Genomic DNA, 16,458 nt, shown 5'->3' with positions numbered 1-16,458 from the left:
TTATCGCACAGCAGCCTCTGAATCAGTGCGGCGCGCGCGGGATCGTTTTCATCAGATCCTCAGGGCTGATATGCCCCACCACACTGCCCGGCTGCGGCAGGTTCAGGATGTGGCCCTTCATCTTGCCGATCACGTGCATCTCGCACGGTTTGCAGTCGAACTTCAGGGTCAGCACTTCGTCGCCGTGAATCAGCTGCATCGGCGCGACCTTGGTTTTCACACCGGTCACGCCTTTGGCCTGTTTCGGGCACAGGTTGAAGGAGAACCGCAGGCAGTGCTTGGTGATCATCACCGGCACTTCACCCGCCTCTTCGTGGGCCTCGTACGCCGCATCGATCAGCTTCACGCCGTGACGGTGGTAGAAGTCGCGGGCCTTCTGGTTGTAGACGTTGGCCAGGAACGACAGGTGCGCTTCCGGGTACACCGGCGGTGGCGTGGTCTCGGCCTTGCGCGAACCGCGCGGGTGAGCGGCAACGCGGGCAGCGGTCAGCGCTTCGATCACTTCACGGCGCAACGACTTGAGCTGCGAGTTCGGGATGAAGAACGCTTGCGGCGCATCCAGTTTGATCGAGGTCGCGTGGTACTCGGTGGTGCCGAGCTGACCGAGCAGATCGTGCAAGGTGTCCAGCGCCTGTTCCGGCTTGTTGGCGACGCCGAACGGACCTTCCAGCGCGACGCTGGCGCTGATGCCCTCTTCGCTGGTCACGGTCAGTTCCAGACGCTCTTCACGCAACTTCGCCAGCCAGCTCACGCCAATACGACGCTCTGCAGAGGTCTTGAGCAAGGCCTGCTGCCAGTTGTGGTCGAGGTTGCGGTTCAGCGGGTGGTTCGGGCGCAGCTTGTACAGGCCTTCCGGCATTTCGTTCGGCTCGACGCGGTAGCGGTAGCGCTTCTCGCCTTCTTCCTCGAACTCGCCCTTGGCTTCGGCGATGTTGGCGCGGAACCCCACCACTTCGCGCTTGACCAGCACGTTGAGGCCGTCGCCGTTGGACAGCGGCTCGTGGGTGATGACCTGCATGTCACGCTTGCCGACTTTCTCGACCGTGCCCACCGCCAGACCGGTGAAGGTCGGCGAATCGAACGCGCCGATGTCGATCTTGCGCTCGCTGACGAAGTAGTCGGTGCTGCCACGGTGGAAGGTCTTTTCCGGGTCCGGCATGAAGAAATGCGCGGTGCGGCCGCTGGAAGCGCGCGCCAGGTCCGGGCGGTCGTTGAGCACGTCGTCGAGGCGCTGGCGGTAATAGGCGGTGATGTTCTTCACATAACCCATGTCCTTGTAGCGACCTTCGATCTTGAACGAACGCACACCGGCCTCGACCAGTGCGCGGATGTTGGCGCTCTGGTTGTTGTCTTTCATCGACAACAGGTGTTTTTCGTAGGCGATCACGCCACCCTTCTCGTCTTTGAGGGTGTACGGCAGACGGCAGGCCTGGGAGCAGTCGCCACGGTTGGCACTGCGCCCGGTCTGCGCGTGGGAAATGTTGCACTGACCGGAGAACGCCACACACAACGCGCCGTGAATGAAGAACTCGATGGCGGCATCGGTTTCATCGGCGATCGCGCGGATTTCCTTGAGGTTCAGTTCACGGGCCAGAACCAGTTGCGAGAAACCGGCCTGATCGAGGAACTTGGCCCGCTCGAGGGTACGGATGTCGGTCTGGGTGCTGGCGTGCAGCTCGATGGGTGGAATGTCCAGCTCCATCACGCCCAGGTCCTGAACGATCAGCGCATCGACGCCGGCGTCGTACAACTGATGGATCAGCTTGCGCGCCGGCTCCAGTTCGTTGTCGTGCAGGATGGTGTTGATGGTGGTGAAGATGCGCGCGTGATAGCGACGGGCAAATTCCACCAGTTCGGCGATTTCGCTCACCTCGTTGCACGCGTTGTGGCGCGCACCGAAGCTCGGGCCGCCGATGTACACCGCGTCGGCGCCATGCAGGATGGCCTCGCGGGCGATGGCCACGTCACGGGCGGGGCTGAGCAGTTCCAGGTGATGTTTGGGCAAGGACATATGTTTTTTTAGTCAGGCTGTCACGGTCGAGGCGCGCATTGTACCTGCGAACGGCCTGACCGGCACCCATGGGGCGATGTGATGCATAAAGTCACTAGCACAGTTTCGGCAATGGCATAACTGTAAGTTCTGTCAGTTGTTGGGTCGGCTTATATGAAGCACTCTTTTCGCCAGGTATTCCAGCGTATTGCAGTGCCTTTTCCATTTTCGATTCATAAAAAAGGATTTCGATAATGAACACTGAAATTTACAAAGCATTAAATATTAATGAAAAAGACATGACGGCCGGTGATGCACATTCAGTAATGAACAATTATTGCGAGGCAACGTTCAGTCCACCCATTCCGGGCGTAGGGGAAAAGTTTTCAGCTGGCACATTCATCTATGCTTCGTTAGTTCCAGAATTTTTAAGTGTCCTGGGTCGTAGCCTGCCAACTGAGGAACACGTACAGCTCGGGCTCATAATCCCCAAAACGCTGGAAGACGGTACATACAGAATAGAGCGCGAAGGTACTGGCGTTGTATCGGGCCACCTAACAGCAGGCTTTTATAATGTGTCGGGTTTTAAGGGTAAGGTTACGTTCAAAAGAGACAGGATCAGCAACACTATTGAAGCGAATTTTGAAATGTATGTTATTTATGAAGGCGTCGAATACCATGTGAAAAACGCACAACTTTTTCTAAATGCCACCGGCCCACTGGACGATAAATAGCCTTAATAGAAAGTTCGAAGCGCAGCCAGGCTCGGAGCGGCCGTATTGGCTGCGCTGGTCTGTAGGGAAGTTTGCCCGTAAAAACGCCGGCACAATACAGCAGCAATGAATGACTGACTTGGAACACCTGCTCCTGCGGGGCGCAGCTGTGCTGAAGTCAGGCCTTGGCGGCCATCGCAGTCACTTCCACCTTCATCCCCTCAACCGCCAGCGCCGCCACGCCCACCGCCGCACGCACCGGCCATGGCTTGGCGAAGTAGCGCTTGTACACCTCGTTGAACGCAGCGCGATCAGCCATATCGGTCAGATAAATGGTCAGGTGCAACACGCGATCCATTGAGCTGCCGGCCTTTTCCAGCGCCACTTTCAGCGCCTGCAACGTGCATTCGCTTTGCGCGATGATGTCGCCCAGTTCCAGGCTGCCGTCGGCACGGGTCGGAATCTGGGTCGACATCAGGATGCCGTTGAATTCGGTCACGTCCGAAGAGATTGAGTCTGCATCCGGGTCCGGGGTGTAAGTGATGTCTTGGTTGGCCATGGGAAAGTCCTTCGCTGGCAGTGAGGACGGCGCCATCGCGCGCCGTTTCGGGCGGCCAGTTTACAGACCCGGTCGGCGGTGGGAAGTCCCGACGCGGTGTGTCAGCCCTGCGCCAGTATCCGCCGCAGTTCCAGCGCATTGCCGAGTGCCGCGCCGCTGGCGGTGTTGTCGAAGATGCACCAGGTGTCGACGCCGTCGACAGCCGCAACCTGCAAATCGCCGGCGAGCGTTTCCAGATACGCCGAGTCGTAGGGGCTGTGATAAATCCGTGGCGAACCGTGCAGCCGCCAGTAGCGCACGCCCGGCCAGCCGCACGGAACCGTGTCGGTGCTGATTCGAGAGGGATCGACCACCGCTTGCGCGATGCGATACGCCATCAACAACAGTTCGGCGGCGGCCCAGGATTCGTGGCGCGGCTCCAGCACCACGGCCCCGGAATAGCGCTGGCGCAAGCCGATGAAAAACGCCTCGGCAACCGCTTCGTCAAACGCCAGCGACGGTGGCAACTGCAGCAGCAGGCAACCCAGGCGATCACCCAGTCCCGAACACTGCTCGAGAAAGGCGTCGAGCTCAGGTTCACAGTCCCGCAGGCGTCGCTCATGGCTGATCGATTTCGGTATCTTCACGCAGAAGCGAAATCCGTCCGCCACCGACTCGGCCCAACGGGCATAGGTTTGCAGTTTGTGCGGACGGTAGAAGGAGCTGTTGATTTCCACGCCATTGAGCAGCGCGGCGTAACGTTGCAGATGAGTGCCCTGCTCCGGGAAGGCTGGCCAATGCTGCCGGGGCAGGCTCCAGCCGGCGCAACCGATGAAGATAGACGACGCACTCAAAACAGCACCTTGCCCGCTTCGCGCATAAAGATTTCCACGGTTTTCGGGCCGATCCCTTCGAAGGCTTGCAAACGCTTTTCGAAGTCCTGGCGGTCGGCGCTCGCCTCGACCATGTTCATTACCCGCCCGGCATATTCGTCATTCAGTCTGGCAGCCAGGGCCAGCAAGCGTTCGGCGGTGGTTTCGTCGTAACGCACGTAATGCGCCTGGCCGAGCATCCGCACCAGCTCGCGGTGGGTGCAATGGCCGAGTTTGCGCGGCGTATCGCGCTGGTGTCGTTCAACGATCACTCGGTAGGCTTCGGCGGCGATGTCGGCCTGGATGCGTTTGCCCATCAGGAAACTGGCGAGCAGCCATTTGAACAGCGCTGATTCGTTCAGCGGATGCAGGTCGATGTGCAAGTCTTGGGCGTTGATGGTTTTGGTCATGCAGCTTTTGAGCGAGGGGCGGCGTGATGAGTGCGGGGCTGGCGACGAATGGTTTTGGGGCTTAACGCGTCAGGTTTCTCCTCGTCGGGCGATGATTGATAAACAGGTTTGAATCACGCCGTTTAAAGACATGTCGGAATGCTTCCGGATGCCTACAAATCCTTGCGCCAGAGCCTACCGCTACGCCAGAATCCGCCGGCTTGTGCGCCTTGGGGTCGGCCGGTAACTTGGATCGGGTCACTGATTTGCAGTGATCGGGTTTAGCAGCCCGGCAGATATTCCCCGGTTGTACGAGTCTCATCAGTCAGGCGGTCGCCTGCACTTGATGGTGGCTGTGTGCTTGGCACCTTCGGGTGCGCCGGGTTTTGGGGATGTCTACCGGTCTGCTAACTCGCACACAGCCGCCACCCCCTTCGTTTAGCAGCGAAATGGATGCGGCCTTATAGAAGGATGACATCCCATGTTCAAAATAACGCCAAATCCCCCGGTCAGCGAACCGGCCAGCATCACCAATCCAACATCCCCCTACGAATGCCCTGACTCCAAAAAATTCAACGAAGCCGCCGAACGCGCTCTCAACTACTACCTCGGCCCGCCCGCCCCCTACATCATGGCCGCGCCCTACGTTCCCAACCGCCTCTACCAGGCCAACCCGGCCAGCAACACCGAATCCCTGCTCGCCGACGCCGTCGAAACTCTCGGCTCGGCCAACGTCATGCTCAACAACCTCGTCGACGCCCTCGAAGGCCCCCACCGCAAAACCGCACAAGGCATCGCACAGATCGTGATGCTGGCGGAACTGGCGGTGAATCAAGTGCTGGATAACGTCGTGCCAACGGAATAATCCGCCGAGCATCGCCAGCTCCCACAGGTCATGCGCCGGTGAGTATCCGGCCCCCCAAATCTCGTCGGGTGGACATCCAACAGAACCCAATTATGCTCAATGAAACCCCGCCCTCCCGCGCGGGGCGGTGATTCTGTGCACGCTCCACGAAATACCTGAACCGGCATCCGCCACAGGCCTTGGGTACGCGACGTTGATGAAGTGCTCCGGCCTACAAAAACAAGCACGACGGAGAACACCCATGGCAGTACTCGACAGCATGTCCACAGGCAGTGCCCCGCACCACAGCGTCAGCCGGGAGGAGCGCAAGGTCATCTTTGCGTCGTCGCTCGGCACGGTGTTCGAGTGGTACGACTTTTACCTCTACGGCTCCCTGGCGGCGATCATCGCCAAGCACTTCTTTGCCGGGGTGAACGAGACCACGGCGTTCATCTTCGCCCTGCTCGCCTTCGCCGCAGGCTTTGCGGTGCGGCCGTTCGGGGCGATTGTGTTCGGGCGACTGGGCGACATGATCGGGCGCAAGCACACGTTTCTGATCACGATTGTGATCATGGGGGTGTCGACGGCGATTGTGGGTTTCCTGCCCGGTTACGCGACGATTGGCGTGGCGGCGCCGATCATTCTGATTACCCTGCGTTTGCTGCAAGGCCTGGCGCTGGGCGGCGAGTACGGCGGCGCGGCAACGTATGTGGCCGAGCATGCGCCGAAGGGCAAACGCGGTTATTTCACGTCATGGATTCAGACCACCGCGACCCTGGGTCTGTTTATGTCGTTGCTGGTGATCCTCGCCTGCCGCACCGCGCTGGGCACCGAAGCCTTCGAGGCCTGGGGCTGGCGGATTCCGTTCCTGCTGTCGATCCTGCTGCTGGCGGTCTCGGTCTACATCCGTCTGCAGCTGAACGAGTCGCCGGTGTTCAAGAAAATGAAGGAAGAAGGCAAGTCGTCGAAAGCCCCGCTGACCGAGTCCTTCGCCCGTTGGGACAACCTGAAAATCGTGATCATGGCCCTGCTCGGCGGCACCGCCGGGCAAGCGGTGGTCTGGTACACCGGGCAGTTCTACGCGCTGTTTTTCCTGCTGCAAACCCTGAAGATCGACCCGCAGACCGCGAACCTGCTGATCGCCGGTTCGCTGCTGATCGGTACGCCGTTCTTCGTGATTTTCGGCAGCCTGTCCGACCGCATCGGGCGCAAGGGCATCATCATGGCCGGGTGCATTCTGGCGGCGGTGACCTACTTCCCGATCTTCCATGCGCTGACCCAATACGGGAATCCCGACGTATTCGTGGCCCAGGAGAAGAACCCGGTCAAGGTGATCGCCAACCCCGACCAGTGCTCGTTCCAGTTCGATCCGGTGGGCAAGGCCAAATTCACCAGCTCGTGCGATCTGGCGAAAACCATCCTCGCCAAACGGGCGATCCCGTACGAAAACGTGGTGGCGGAACCGGGCACCGTGGCCCAAGTGCGTATCGGCGACAAGGTCATCGAAAGCTTCGAAGGCACGACCCTGCCGGCCGCCGACTTCAAGACCCGTAACGACGCGTTCACCGCCAGCCTCGGCACGGCGTTGAAAGAAGCCGGTTACCCGGAAAAAGCCGACCCGGCGAAGACCAATTACCCGATGGTCTTGCTGCTGCTGACCATCCTCGTGATCTACGTGACCATGGTTTACGGCCCGATTGCGGCGTGGCTGGTCGAGCTGTTCCCGGCGCGCATCCGCTATACCTCGATGTCGCTGCCGTACCACATCGGCAACGGCTGGTTCGGCGGGTTCCTGCCGACCGTGGCGTTTGCGATGGTTGCGGCCACCGGGGATATCTACTACGGCTTGTGGTACCCGATCGTGATTGCGGTGATGACGGCGATTCTCGGGATCTTCTTCATGCCGGAGACCAAGGATCGCGACATTCATCACACCTGACCCAACCTCGCCGGATGCTGTGCGTGGCGTTCACGTACAGCATCCGGCGTTGTCACATCAGCGTCATTCTCCCTTGGTAACGTCCTCGCGCCCCTATGCCCCGACCACCAAGGTGAACCTCCCGGTGTACTCAAGCCCGACACGCCAGACCCTCATCCTGCGATCCGACAACATGGCCAGTGACGACTTCGGCGCCCTGTTCTCACGAATGTTCGGCAACCGTTATGGCGACACACCACCGCCGCCCAAAGACATCATCATTGGCGGCGTTTACGGGCGGTACGAAGGCGTGAGTTTCCGGCGCATGCATTACCGGGGCGATTTCACCGTCGCCTTCCCCGAGCAGTTCGATGAAATCACCTTCGTCATTCCCACCGCCGGCAAGATCGTTTTCAACCATGAATCTGTCGGGGTGTGCGATGTGGGGCTGGCCATCGACAAGGCTGACCTGCGTTCGATGCGTTTTATCGACAATCATGCCCAGCACGGCATGTCGATCAGCCGTGCGGCGCTCACCGAACGGCTGTCGACCCTGCTGGGCAAACCGATCGTGCACAAGCTGCATTTCGCGCCGAGGGTGGATCTGAACAGCCCGGCGTTTCAGGGCATTCGCGCGCTGATTGATCTGGCCACCGGCACCGAGTTCGATCTGTTGTTGAACGCCGGTTCCCTAATGCCGTCACGGCTGCGGGAGATGCTGGTGGACGCGGTATTGGAAGCCTGGCCGCACAACTTCAGCCAGGTCCTGCGTCGTCCAGAGGCGTTGATTGCGCCGAGGCATGTGCGGCAGGCGATCGATTACATTCAGGCGCATCCCGAGATTCAGGTCAGTGGCACGGATCTGGCGCGGCTGGCCAACGTCAGCCTGCGCGCGCTGCAAGAGGGTTTTCGGCGGTTTGCCGGGACGTCGATTGTCGGGTATCAGCGGCAGGTGCGGCTGGAGCGTGCTTACGAAACATTGCGCCAGGGCACTCCTGCCTCGGTGACCGAAGTGGCGCTGCGATTGGGCTTCAGCAATGTCGGCCGGTTCAGCCAGTACTTCCAGAGTGCCTACGGCGTGAGCCCGGCTGATGTGCGAAAGGGACTGCGTTAGCACAGCAGACCATTGTGGGAGCGAGCAGGCTCGCCCCCACAGTTTTTAGAACTGATAACTGGCCTTGAGCGCGCCACTGAAACCGTGGCTGTCGCCCCCACCGCTGGCACCGACTTCAGCGCCCAGGCTCAGAGCACCGAGATTGGCCATCAGGTTGACGCCCCCGCTGAACTGATCGCGGTTATCGAACGCCGCGCGCTGCTCGATATCCAGCCCCAGTAGATGCCCTTCGCTGTCGACCTGATGATCGCCCAGCACACGCTCGTAACCGACCCGCACGCCCGGCACCAGTTGCCACGCGCCCATGGGCATCGGGGCAAACGAGACGTCGAGATTGGCCACCGCACTGCGGCGGGTTTCCTGAATGTCATCGACATTGAGGGCCAGTTCGCTGCCCTTCTCCTGGAAGCCTGACAGGTCCAGACGACTGACGCGCACGCCAAGGCTTGGCTCCAGAATCACAGTGTTCAGCGGCATGCGATACCCCAGCGCCAATGTGGCGCCGCTGAGATTGCCGTGAGTGTCGCCCTTCGCCGAACCGAGGCCACCGCCGAGATCGCGTTTGCTGTCGTAGTCGACGTAACCGGCGCTGATGTTGGCATCGACAAACAGGCCACGTTCCAGGCTGGTGAAGCCATAACGGGCGCCAAGGTCGAGGAAGGTGAAATCGGTGTCAGCCTCGCCACCTGCGCCACCCACCGAGCCTTTGCTGTAACCGATGCCGCCGCGAGCGCTGACTTGCTCGAAGAAACGCTGGGTGACGCCGACCATCAGGCCCTGGCTGTGTTCATTGCTGCTTTGCGCATGGGCCGAACCGTCGGTGCCCAGATAACCGGCGAGCGCGGTGCTCCACAACCGGTACTGGCCGACCTTGAGGTCGGTGCCGCTGGAGAACGGCGCGGCGGCTTGCTCGATCATTGCGTTCTGACGCAGCAGGTAACTGGCCGCATCGGCGTGCACCTGGCCGCCGACCGTGGACTCGACACCGCCGAGGGTGCCGGCGTCGATGGCCGATTGCAGGTAGTAGTTGTAAGCGCTGTAGGTGCCCGACAGGCTGCTGTTCTGTAACTTCTGCAACAGTTGCGCACCGGCCGCGGCGTTGCCGATCAGCCCTGCCTGGCCGGGCAGGCTGTTGTACTCGACCATTTTGCCGCGCAGTACATAAATGGTTTCCTGGGACAGACCCAGCCCCTGCTTGAGGTAGTTGTCCATGCTGCCGTATTGCGCGGTGACCTGATCCAGACCCGCTTGCAGGTAACTGGCTTCGACGCCCAGCAGCGGCGCGTAGATCGCGGCCATGCTCGGCGGCATCATCGCCAGGGTCTTGGCGACCCGTTCGGCGGTGTAGTCGTTGGTCGCCAGGTAATTGCTCATGATCGTGGCGTTATCGACGCCGGCGATGCTCAACAGAACGGCAGCGGTCCAGCCGGTGCGGTCCTTGCCGGCGGTGCAATGGAACAGCGCGGCGCCGTCGACACCGGCCAGTTCATTGAACAGCACACCGAACTGACCACGCATGCCGGCATCGCTGACAAACGCGCGGTTGGTTTCCTGCATCATCGCAATCGCATCGGCCGCGCTTTTGAACGAGACCGTGGTGATGTTCGCGCCGGAGGTGGTGCTGCCGATGATGTCGATATTCTGGTAGGTCGCACCGCTTGGCATCGTGTCCGGCGTGCTGGCAATTTCGCTGGGCGTGCGCAGGTCGTACACCGACTTGATCCGCAGACCGTTGAGGGTCGCCAGGTCCGCCGCCGTCGGCGTCAGGGCATTGGAGCGGTAGAACACACCGGCGCGCATTGTGCCGTCATGGGCCGTGGAATAGGCGGTGGTGGTGCCGGCGATATCCCGGAAGTTGTCGATGCCTGCCAGGCGCGGGGTATCGAGGTCAGCCGCCTGGGCGGCAGCAATGGACAGACTCAGCACGGACAGCGAACAAACAAGACGTTGAAACACGGGGCAGCCTCACTGGAAACAGGTTGGGCTGCCCACTATCTGCATTGAAATGTGAGGGAATATGACAAAGCGACGAAGCCCGGAAATCACGGCGCGATCTGTCCATCGGCAGCGTTTTTTGTCCGTTGAACGTTCACTAACCGTTTAAATACTCAAGGTGCTTTGACGTTTTTTTTGCAAGCGGCAACGTAAAATGCCCTCCCCAGCCATCGTGGAAACCGTCAATGACCGACGCAGACGAAGAAATCCTGAACCAGGCAGCGCACTGGTGCCTGCGCCTGCAGGAGGACGATTGCACACCTGACGAACGCCAGGCGTTTGAGCAGTGGATTCAGCAAAGCCCGCGCCACGCCTTTGAATACGCGAAAATGCTGGAAATCTGGGACATCAGTGAGCAATTGCCGAACCACTCGACGACTCGCAAAAAACTGCTGACCGATCCACAACGGCCCACGCAAAAGGAGCAATCCTCACGTTGAGCATTCGGGGTTAGAATCCGCGGGGTTCGGCTTACAGTTTAAGGATGATCCCGGCATGGCCACCCCCGACATTTCCCTGCAAGACACCGCCGCCCCCGAGGGCGTCTGCTTCGGCTGCGGCAGCCGCAACCCCCACGGGCTGCACATCAAAAGCTTCTGGCACGAAGACGGCGTACACGTCATGGCCGAGCACGTGCCCGAGGCCAAGTACAGCGGCTGGCCGGAACTGGTCTACGGTGGGTTGATCGCCATGCTGGTCGACTGCCACTCCAACTGGACCGCAATGGCTTATCACTACCGCGCTGAAGGGCGCGACCCCGAAAGCCTGCCGCGCATCAACTGCGTCACCGGCAACCTGGGCATCAAGTTCATCAAACCAACGCCGATGGGCGTGCAGCTGACATTGAAGGCAAAAGTCGAAGGTGAAGTCGGGCGCAAGACCCGGGTGATCTGCGAGGTCTACGCCGGGGAAGTGCTGACGACGGTGGGTGATTCGGTATTCGTGCGGGTGGATACCGAGCAGTTGGCAGCGGCCGCGCACGGTCGCTGAAATCCGTCATTGAAGGAAAACACCATGCCCGATCGCAAAATCATCATCCCCGAATCCATGAAACCCATCGTCGAACGCGCCGGATACGCCCCGGCGGTTCTGGTCGGCGATACGCTTTATTGCGCTGGTCAGGTGGGCCGCACCGCTGATTTGCAAGTCATCGAAGACCCCGAGCAGCAATTCATCCGCGCCTGGGAAAACCTCGACGAAGTGCTGAAGGCCGGTGGCTGCACCTTCAACGATGTGGTGGAGATGACCACCTATCACGTCGACATGAGCCAACACATGCCGGTGTTTCGCGAAGTGAAAAACCGCGTATTCCCCAAAGGCTCCTGCGCGTGGACCTGCATCGGTGTCAGCGAGCTGGCCCATCCGGGGCTGCTGGTGGAAATCAAATGCGTGGCGGTACGCAGGCGCGCTACCTCTGGGTAACGCCATTCCGCTCACCCTGTTGTTGAACGATGAGCCTGACCTTCTGCTGGCGAACCTGAGCGATCCATGACCGGTGCGTGACGGGCCATCACTTCGGCGATCCAGTCGATGAACACTCGCAGCTTGCGGCTGATATGGCGGTTCGGCGGATACGCGACATACAGCGGCATGGGATCGAGGCGCCAGTCTTCAAACAGCGGCACCAGATCACCGCTCGCCTCGTGTGCTCTGGACATGTACCTGGGCAACCACAACACGCCCAGCCCTGCGAGGCCCGCCGACAGATAGGCGTTGCCATCATCGACCGCCAGCACGTGACGACCCTTGATCTGCAAGTCTTCGTGCTCGTTGTGCAGGGCGTACGGCACCGGTTTGCCAGTACGCGCCCAGAGGAAACCGACCACCCGATGATGACTGTCCTCCAGCTCCCGTGGATGCATCGGGGTGCCGGAGCGGGCCAGATAACTCGGCGCGGCGTACACGCCAAGTAGAAGATCCGCCACCTTCCGCGCCATCAGCGACTGATCCCGCAGCTCGCCACCGCGCACCACGCAATCAACGTTTTCATCGATGATGTCGACGATCCGGTCGCTGACGCCCATGTCGATCTGGATCTCCGGGTAGCGCGCGCAGAACTCGGGCAGCGCCGGCACCAGAATCAGATTGGCCAGGGGGCTGGGTACGTCGACCCGCAAGCGCCCCTTGGGCTGCGCCGCCGCGCCGGGAAGGCTGGTTTCGGCATCGTCCATGTCCGCCAGCAGCTTGATCACCCGTTCGTAATAGGCCGCGCCGTCCGCCGTGGCGTTGACCTTGCGCGTGGTGCGGTTGAGCAACTTCACTCGCAGGCGCGCCTCCAGTTGCTGAATGAGCTGGGTCACTGTGGTCTTGCTCATGTGCAGGGTCTCGGCGGCCTTGGTGAAACTGCCGGCCTCCACCACCCTGGCGAAGGCTTGCATCGCGTCAAAACGGTCCATATCCCACCTCTGATAGCGGCTCGATTGTTTGGGATTTGCAAACAGTGAACGCCAAGGTTGCGCGTTTATCGCGCCGAGGCAAGTCCCTAAAGTTTCTCCATCGCAGGTTTTCAACCCATTGAAGGAGACACCCCATGACTAACGCCCAGCCAAAACGCGACGTGGTTTTCCCGCCCGGACGCCATGCGCTTTACGAGCGCAACCGTTATTCCCCGGCGGTTCGTTCCAACGGTTTTCTGTTTGTCTCAGGCCAGGTAGGCAGCCTTGAGGACGGCTCGCCGGAGCCGGATCTGAAACAACAGGTGCGACTGGCCTTCACCAACCTCAACGCCATTCTCGGCGCGGCCGGTGGCAGCTTCGACGACGTGGTGGACGTGACGGTGTTCATGGTCGATCCGCAATCGACTTTCGAAACCATCTGGGAAGTGGTGCCCGAGTTCTGGGGCGAGGCGCCGCATCCGACCATTACGGCGGTCGGCGTGACGTGGCTGTACGGGTTTCAGTTCGAGATCAAGGTGATTGCCAGGTTGCCGGAGGAGACACGGGCGTAGGCTTGCGGCAATTGCTCACAATCCGTGTTCAACGGCTTCACTGAAGCGCTCTTGATGCCATTTCCGCGATCAATATGCTGGCGTCATGTTGTTTTTGCCCCGGACAGAAAAGAGCGCAAGCCATGCCCAGCCCGAGAACGCTGTACCAGAAGCACATCGACAGTCACACCGTCTGCACCCTCGACGATCAGGGCCACGTGCTGCTTTACATCGACCGCCAGGTCGCCAACGAATACACCAGCCCGCAAGCCTTCAGCGGCCTGCGCGAGGCCGGGCGCACGGTGTGGCGGCCTGCGGCGACGCTGGCGGTGGTCGATCATGTGAACCCCACCGCACCGAAACGCATCGCGACCATGCCCGACGCCGGGGGCGCGCGGCAGGTGTCGTACTTCGAAGAAAACTGCCGCGATTTCGGCATCGAGCTGTTCGATGTGCTGGACAAGCGCCAGGGCATCGAGCACGTCGTGGCGCCGGAACAGGGTTTCATTCTGCCGGGCATGGTGGTCGCGGCCGGTGACAGCCACACCACCACTTACGGCGCGCTGGGCGCCTTCGGTTTCGGCATCGGCACTTCGGAAATCGAACACCTGCTGGCGACGCAGACCCTGGTCTACAAACGCCTGAAAACCCTGCGGGTGACGGTCAACGGTGAGCTGGGCGCAGGTGTCACGTCCAAGGACATCATCATGGCGCTGATCGAGAAGATCGGTGCGTCTGGTGCCACCGGTTACGCCATCGAGTTCACCGGCCCGGCCATCAGCGCCCTCAGCGTCGAAGCGCGCATGACCATCTGCAACATGGCCGTCGAGGCCGGCGCACGGGGTGCGTTCATGGCGCCGGACGACAAGGTGTTCGCCTACCTGCAACACAAGCCGCGCGCGCCCAAGGGCAAGCTCTGGGAGCAGGCCATCGAGCGCTGGAAAACCCTGCACAGCGACGAGGGCGCGGTGTTCGATCGCGAAGTCATCCTCGATGTCGCCGCGCTGGAGCCGATGGTGACCTGGGGCACCAGCCCTGATCAGGCCGCGCCGATCAAAGGGCACGTGCCGGACCCGGCCACCCAGCCCGATCCGATCCTGCGTCAGGGCCTGCAGCGCGCCCTCGACTACATGGGCCTGACACCCGGCATGCCATTGAACGAAGTGACGATCAGCCATGCCTTCATCGGCTCCTGCACCAATGCGCGGATCGAAGATTTGCGTGACGTCGCCCGGGTGGTGCGCGGCAAGCGTGTGGCGGCCCACGTGCGGGCGATGATCGTTCCCGGCTCGACCCTGGTGCGCAATCAGGCCGAGGACGAAGGCCTGGCGCAAATCTTTCTCGACGCCGGTTTCGAATGGCGGCAATCAGGCTGCTCGATGTGCCTGGCGATGAACGACGACGTGCTCGCGCCGGGTGATCGCTGTGCGTCCAGCACCAATCGCAACTTCGAAGGCCGTCAGGGCGCCGGTGCGCGCACCCACCTGATGAGCCCGGCGATGGTCGCAGCCGCCGCCATCAGCGGCCATTTGACTGACGTGCGCACCGTCGCGCTGGAGGCTTGAACCATGCAACCTTTCGACACCGTCAGCGGCAGTGCCGCGCCGTTTCTTGCGTCCAACATCGACACCGACGTGATCATGCCCAAGCAGTTTCTCAAGGGCATCGATCGTCAGGGGCTGGATCGCGGGCTGTTCTTCGATCTGCGCTTTCTCGCCTCCGGCGAACCCAACCCTGAATTCGTGCTCAACCAGCCGGCCTGGCAAGACGCGGCGTTTCTGGTGACCGGCCCCAATTTCGGATGCGGTTCCAGCCGCGAACACGCGGTGTGGGGCTTGAAGCAAGTGGGGATCCGGGCCTTGATCGGCACCACGTTCGCCGGGATTTTCTACGACAACTGCCAGCGTAATGGCGTGTTGGCGATTCAGCTGGACGACGTGCAGTTCAAGCGTGTGGCCGAGGCGATCAGCGTCCCGGCGACCGCGCGGATCAGCGTCAACCTGGCGCAGCAGACGATCGAGCTGGCGGACGGCACGCAGATCGGATTCGAGATCGATCAGCTGCGCAAACAGTCGTTGCTGCTGGGACTGGACGCCATCGGCACCACGCTGCAACGCACCGAGCAGATCCGCGCTTTTGAAGCGCGGCATCTGGCGGACAATCCCTGGCTGGATTGATGGCAAAAAAACGGCGGTTCATTGAACCGCCCGTTTTCATTCCACGGACAAATCGCGGAAATACTCTTCCAGAAACTCCACGCACACCCGCAATTTCGCCGACTCGCTGAGCCGGGTCGGATAGACCGCCCAGACGTTGGCGCTCTGGGTGTAGCCGTCCAGCACCTGCACCAGCCTGCCCTGCTCGAGCATCGGTTTGACGTCCCACATCGAGCGCAACAGAATCCCGCCGCCGCTCAAGGCCCACTCCAGCACGATCTCGCCACTGTTGGAGGACAACGGACCATTCACTCGCACCGTTTCTTCCTGTCCGTCCTTGCTCAGGGTCCAGATACCGAACGCGTTGTTGCGCTCCTTGAGCACCAGACAATCGTGGTCTTTCAGGTCTTCGAGGGACTGCGGCGTGCCCCGGCGTTCGAGGTATTCCGGCGTGGCGCACAGCACGCGCCGGTTGCTCACCAGTTTGCGCGCCAGATGCTGGCCCGGCAGGTCATCGCCGACGAGGATTTCCAGATCGAAGCCCTCGCCTACCAGATCGACCACCCGGTCGAACACGTCCAGCCGAATGTCGAGTTTCGGGCAAGCCCGGGATAACTGACTGATCGCCGGCGCCACATGATTGCGGCCGAAACCGAAGCTGCTGCAAATGTGCAGCGACCCCGCCGGCTGGTGCCGGGCCTGGGAAATCTCGCCGAGAAACTGATCGAAATCCCCTAGCAGTTTCTCCGCCCAGATCCGCACCCGCTCGCCATCGTCGGTCAGCGCGATGCGCCGGGTGGTGCGGTGCAGCAGTTTGGTCGCCAGCGTGGTTTCCAGCACCGAGATGCGTTTGCTGACGTAGGCCGGCGAATAGCCCAACTCGTCAGCGGCGCTGGCAAAGCTGTTCTTGCGGATGACGGTGAGGAACACCTTGAGATCTTCGGGCAAGGGAAATTGGTCACGATTCGTGTTCATAGGCCGCATGCTTCCGCTGTTTATCACG

At 61.1% G+C, this 16,458-nt stretch carries 17 protein-coding genes; 10 read left to right on the top strand and 7 right to left on the bottom strand.

The annotated features are described in order from the left end of the window. Positions 1-22: 22 nt before the first annotated feature. The gene (locus ACKUG4_RS00745; RefSeq protein ID WP_007955412.1) at positions 23-2,011 is read right to left on the bottom strand and encodes a peptidase U32 family protein; all 1,989 of its coding nucleotides are present in this window, start codon (positions 2,009-2,011) and stop codon (positions 23-25) included. Positions 2,012-2,244: 233 nt separating this feature from the next. On the opposite strand from ACKUG4_RS00745, the gene ACKUG4_RS00740 reads away from it, so the two are divergent. Next, positions 2,245-2,724: a hypothetical protein gene (locus ACKUG4_RS00740; protein WP_064595846.1), complete on the top strand. Its 480-nt coding sequence runs from the start codon at positions 2,245-2,247 to the stop codon at positions 2,722-2,724. 157 nt (positions 2,725-2,881) lie between these two features. Here ACKUG4_RS00740 and ACKUG4_RS00735 read toward each other — a convergent pair whose 3' ends face one another. The 3 genes from ACKUG4_RS00735 to ACKUG4_RS00725 all read right to left on the bottom strand — a co-directional run bounded on the left by ACKUG4_RS00735 (position 2,882) and on the right by ACKUG4_RS00725 (position 4,523). Then, positions 2,882-3,262, bottom strand: a complete 381-nt coding sequence (locus ACKUG4_RS00735; RefSeq protein WP_085649081.1) for a RidA family protein — start codon at positions 3,260-3,262, stop codon at positions 2,882-2,884. Between the two features lie 101 nt (positions 3,263-3,363). Then, positions 3,364-4,095, bottom strand: coding sequence for a DUF72 domain-containing protein (locus tag ACKUG4_RS00730; RefSeq protein ID WP_445433160.1), 732 nt, complete (start codon positions 4,093-4,095; stop codon positions 3,364-3,366). Next, positions 4,092-4,523: an HhH-GDP family DNA glycosylase gene (locus tag ACKUG4_RS00725; protein ID WP_085649083.1), complete on the bottom strand. Its 432-nt coding sequence runs from the start codon at positions 4,521-4,523 to the stop codon at positions 4,092-4,094. The genes ACKUG4_RS00730 and ACKUG4_RS00725 overlap by 4 nt, the downstream gene beginning before the upstream one ends. A gap of 460 nt (positions 4,524-4,983) precedes the next feature. Between ACKUG4_RS00725 and ACKUG4_RS00720 the strand changes: the two genes are divergently transcribed. The 3 genes from ACKUG4_RS00720 to ACKUG4_RS00710 all read left to right on the top strand — a co-directional run bounded on the left by ACKUG4_RS00720 (position 4,984) and on the right by ACKUG4_RS00710 (position 8,378). Next, the gene (locus ACKUG4_RS00720; RefSeq protein WP_445433159.1) at positions 4,984-5,367 is read left to right on the top strand and encodes a DUF6124 family protein; all 384 of its coding nucleotides are present in this window, start codon (positions 4,984-4,986) and stop codon (positions 5,365-5,367) included. Positions 5,368-5,608: 241 nt separating this feature from the next. Further along, positions 5,609-7,285, top strand: a complete 1,677-nt coding sequence (locus tag ACKUG4_RS00715; RefSeq protein ID WP_236191247.1) for an MFS transporter — start codon at positions 5,609-5,611, stop codon at positions 7,283-7,285. 172 nt (positions 7,286-7,457) lie between these two features. Then, positions 7,458-8,378: an AraC family transcriptional regulator gene (locus ACKUG4_RS00710; protein ID WP_445433158.1), complete on the top strand. Its 921-nt coding sequence runs from the start codon at positions 7,458-7,460 to the stop codon at positions 8,376-8,378. A gap of 45 nt (positions 8,379-8,423) precedes the next feature. On the opposite strand, the gene ACKUG4_RS00705 is transcribed toward ACKUG4_RS00710, so the two are convergent. Beyond that, on the bottom strand, positions 8,424-10,334 hold the full coding sequence (locus ACKUG4_RS00705) for a tyrosine-protein phosphatase (RefSeq protein ID WP_445433157.1): 1,911 nt from the start codon (positions 10,332-10,334) through the stop codon (positions 8,424-8,426). Between the two features lie 224 nt (positions 10,335-10,558). Here ACKUG4_RS00705 and ACKUG4_RS00700 point away from each other — a divergent pair, with 224 nt between their 5' ends. The 3 genes from ACKUG4_RS00700 to ACKUG4_RS00690 are packed head-to-tail and all read left to right on the top strand — an operon-like array spanning position 10,559 to position 11,795. After that, positions 10,559-10,813, top strand: coding sequence for a FecR/PupR family sigma factor regulator (locus ACKUG4_RS00700; protein WP_085611857.1), 255 nt, complete (start codon positions 10,559-10,561; stop codon positions 10,811-10,813). Positions 10,814-10,868: 55 nt separating this feature from the next. Further along, a complete protein-coding gene (locus ACKUG4_RS00695; protein ID WP_445433156.1) occupies positions 10,869-11,363 on the top strand; it encodes a PaaI family thioesterase in 495 nt (164 codons plus the stop codon). Between the two features lie 24 nt (positions 11,364-11,387). Then, on the top strand, positions 11,388-11,795 hold the full coding sequence (locus tag ACKUG4_RS00690; protein WP_445433155.1) for a RidA family protein: 408 nt from the start codon (positions 11,388-11,390) through the stop codon (positions 11,793-11,795). A gap of 11 nt (positions 11,796-11,806) precedes the next feature. On the opposite strand, the gene ACKUG4_RS00685 is transcribed toward ACKUG4_RS00690, so the two are convergent. Then, a complete protein-coding gene (locus tag ACKUG4_RS00685; protein WP_445433154.1) occupies positions 11,807-12,769 on the bottom strand; it encodes a LysR family transcriptional regulator in 963 nt (320 codons plus the stop codon). A gap of 134 nt (positions 12,770-12,903) precedes the next feature. Here ACKUG4_RS00685 and ACKUG4_RS00680 point away from each other — a divergent pair, with 134 nt between their 5' ends. The 3 genes from ACKUG4_RS00680 to leuD all read left to right on the top strand — a co-directional run bounded on the left by ACKUG4_RS00680 (position 12,904) and on the right by leuD (position 15,476). Continuing rightward, complete coding sequence (locus ACKUG4_RS00680) at positions 12,904-13,320, top strand: RidA family protein (RefSeq protein WP_085649091.1); 417 nt, start codon at positions 12,904-12,906, stop codon at positions 13,318-13,320. A gap of 122 nt (positions 13,321-13,442) precedes the next feature. Then, the gene (gene leuC / locus ACKUG4_RS00675; RefSeq protein WP_445433153.1) at positions 13,443-14,864 is read left to right on the top strand and encodes a 3-isopropylmalate dehydratase large subunit; all 1,422 of its coding nucleotides are present in this window, start codon (positions 13,443-13,445) and stop codon (positions 14,862-14,864) included. A gap of 3 nt (positions 14,865-14,867) precedes the next feature. Further along, positions 14,868-15,476, top strand: a complete 609-nt coding sequence (gene leuD, locus ACKUG4_RS00670) for a 3-isopropylmalate dehydratase small subunit (protein WP_236191258.1) — start codon at positions 14,868-14,870, stop codon at positions 15,474-15,476. 36 nt (positions 15,477-15,512) lie between these two features. Here the strand turns inward: leuD and ACKUG4_RS00665 are convergent, their stop codons facing one another. Continuing rightward, on the bottom strand, positions 15,513-16,430 hold the full coding sequence (locus tag ACKUG4_RS00665) for a LysR substrate-binding domain-containing protein (protein ID WP_221399495.1): 918 nt from the start codon (positions 16,428-16,430) through the stop codon (positions 15,513-15,515). Positions 16,431-16,458: the final 28 nt, after the last annotated feature.

The sequence above is a fragment of the Candidatus Pseudomonas auctus genome (assembly GCF_048654275.1).
GTDB lineage: Bacteria > Pseudomonadota > Gammaproteobacteria > Pseudomonadales > Pseudomonadaceae > Aquipseudomonas > Aquipseudomonas pharyngis.
This window is presented reverse-complemented; position numbering and strand designations above follow the sequence as displayed.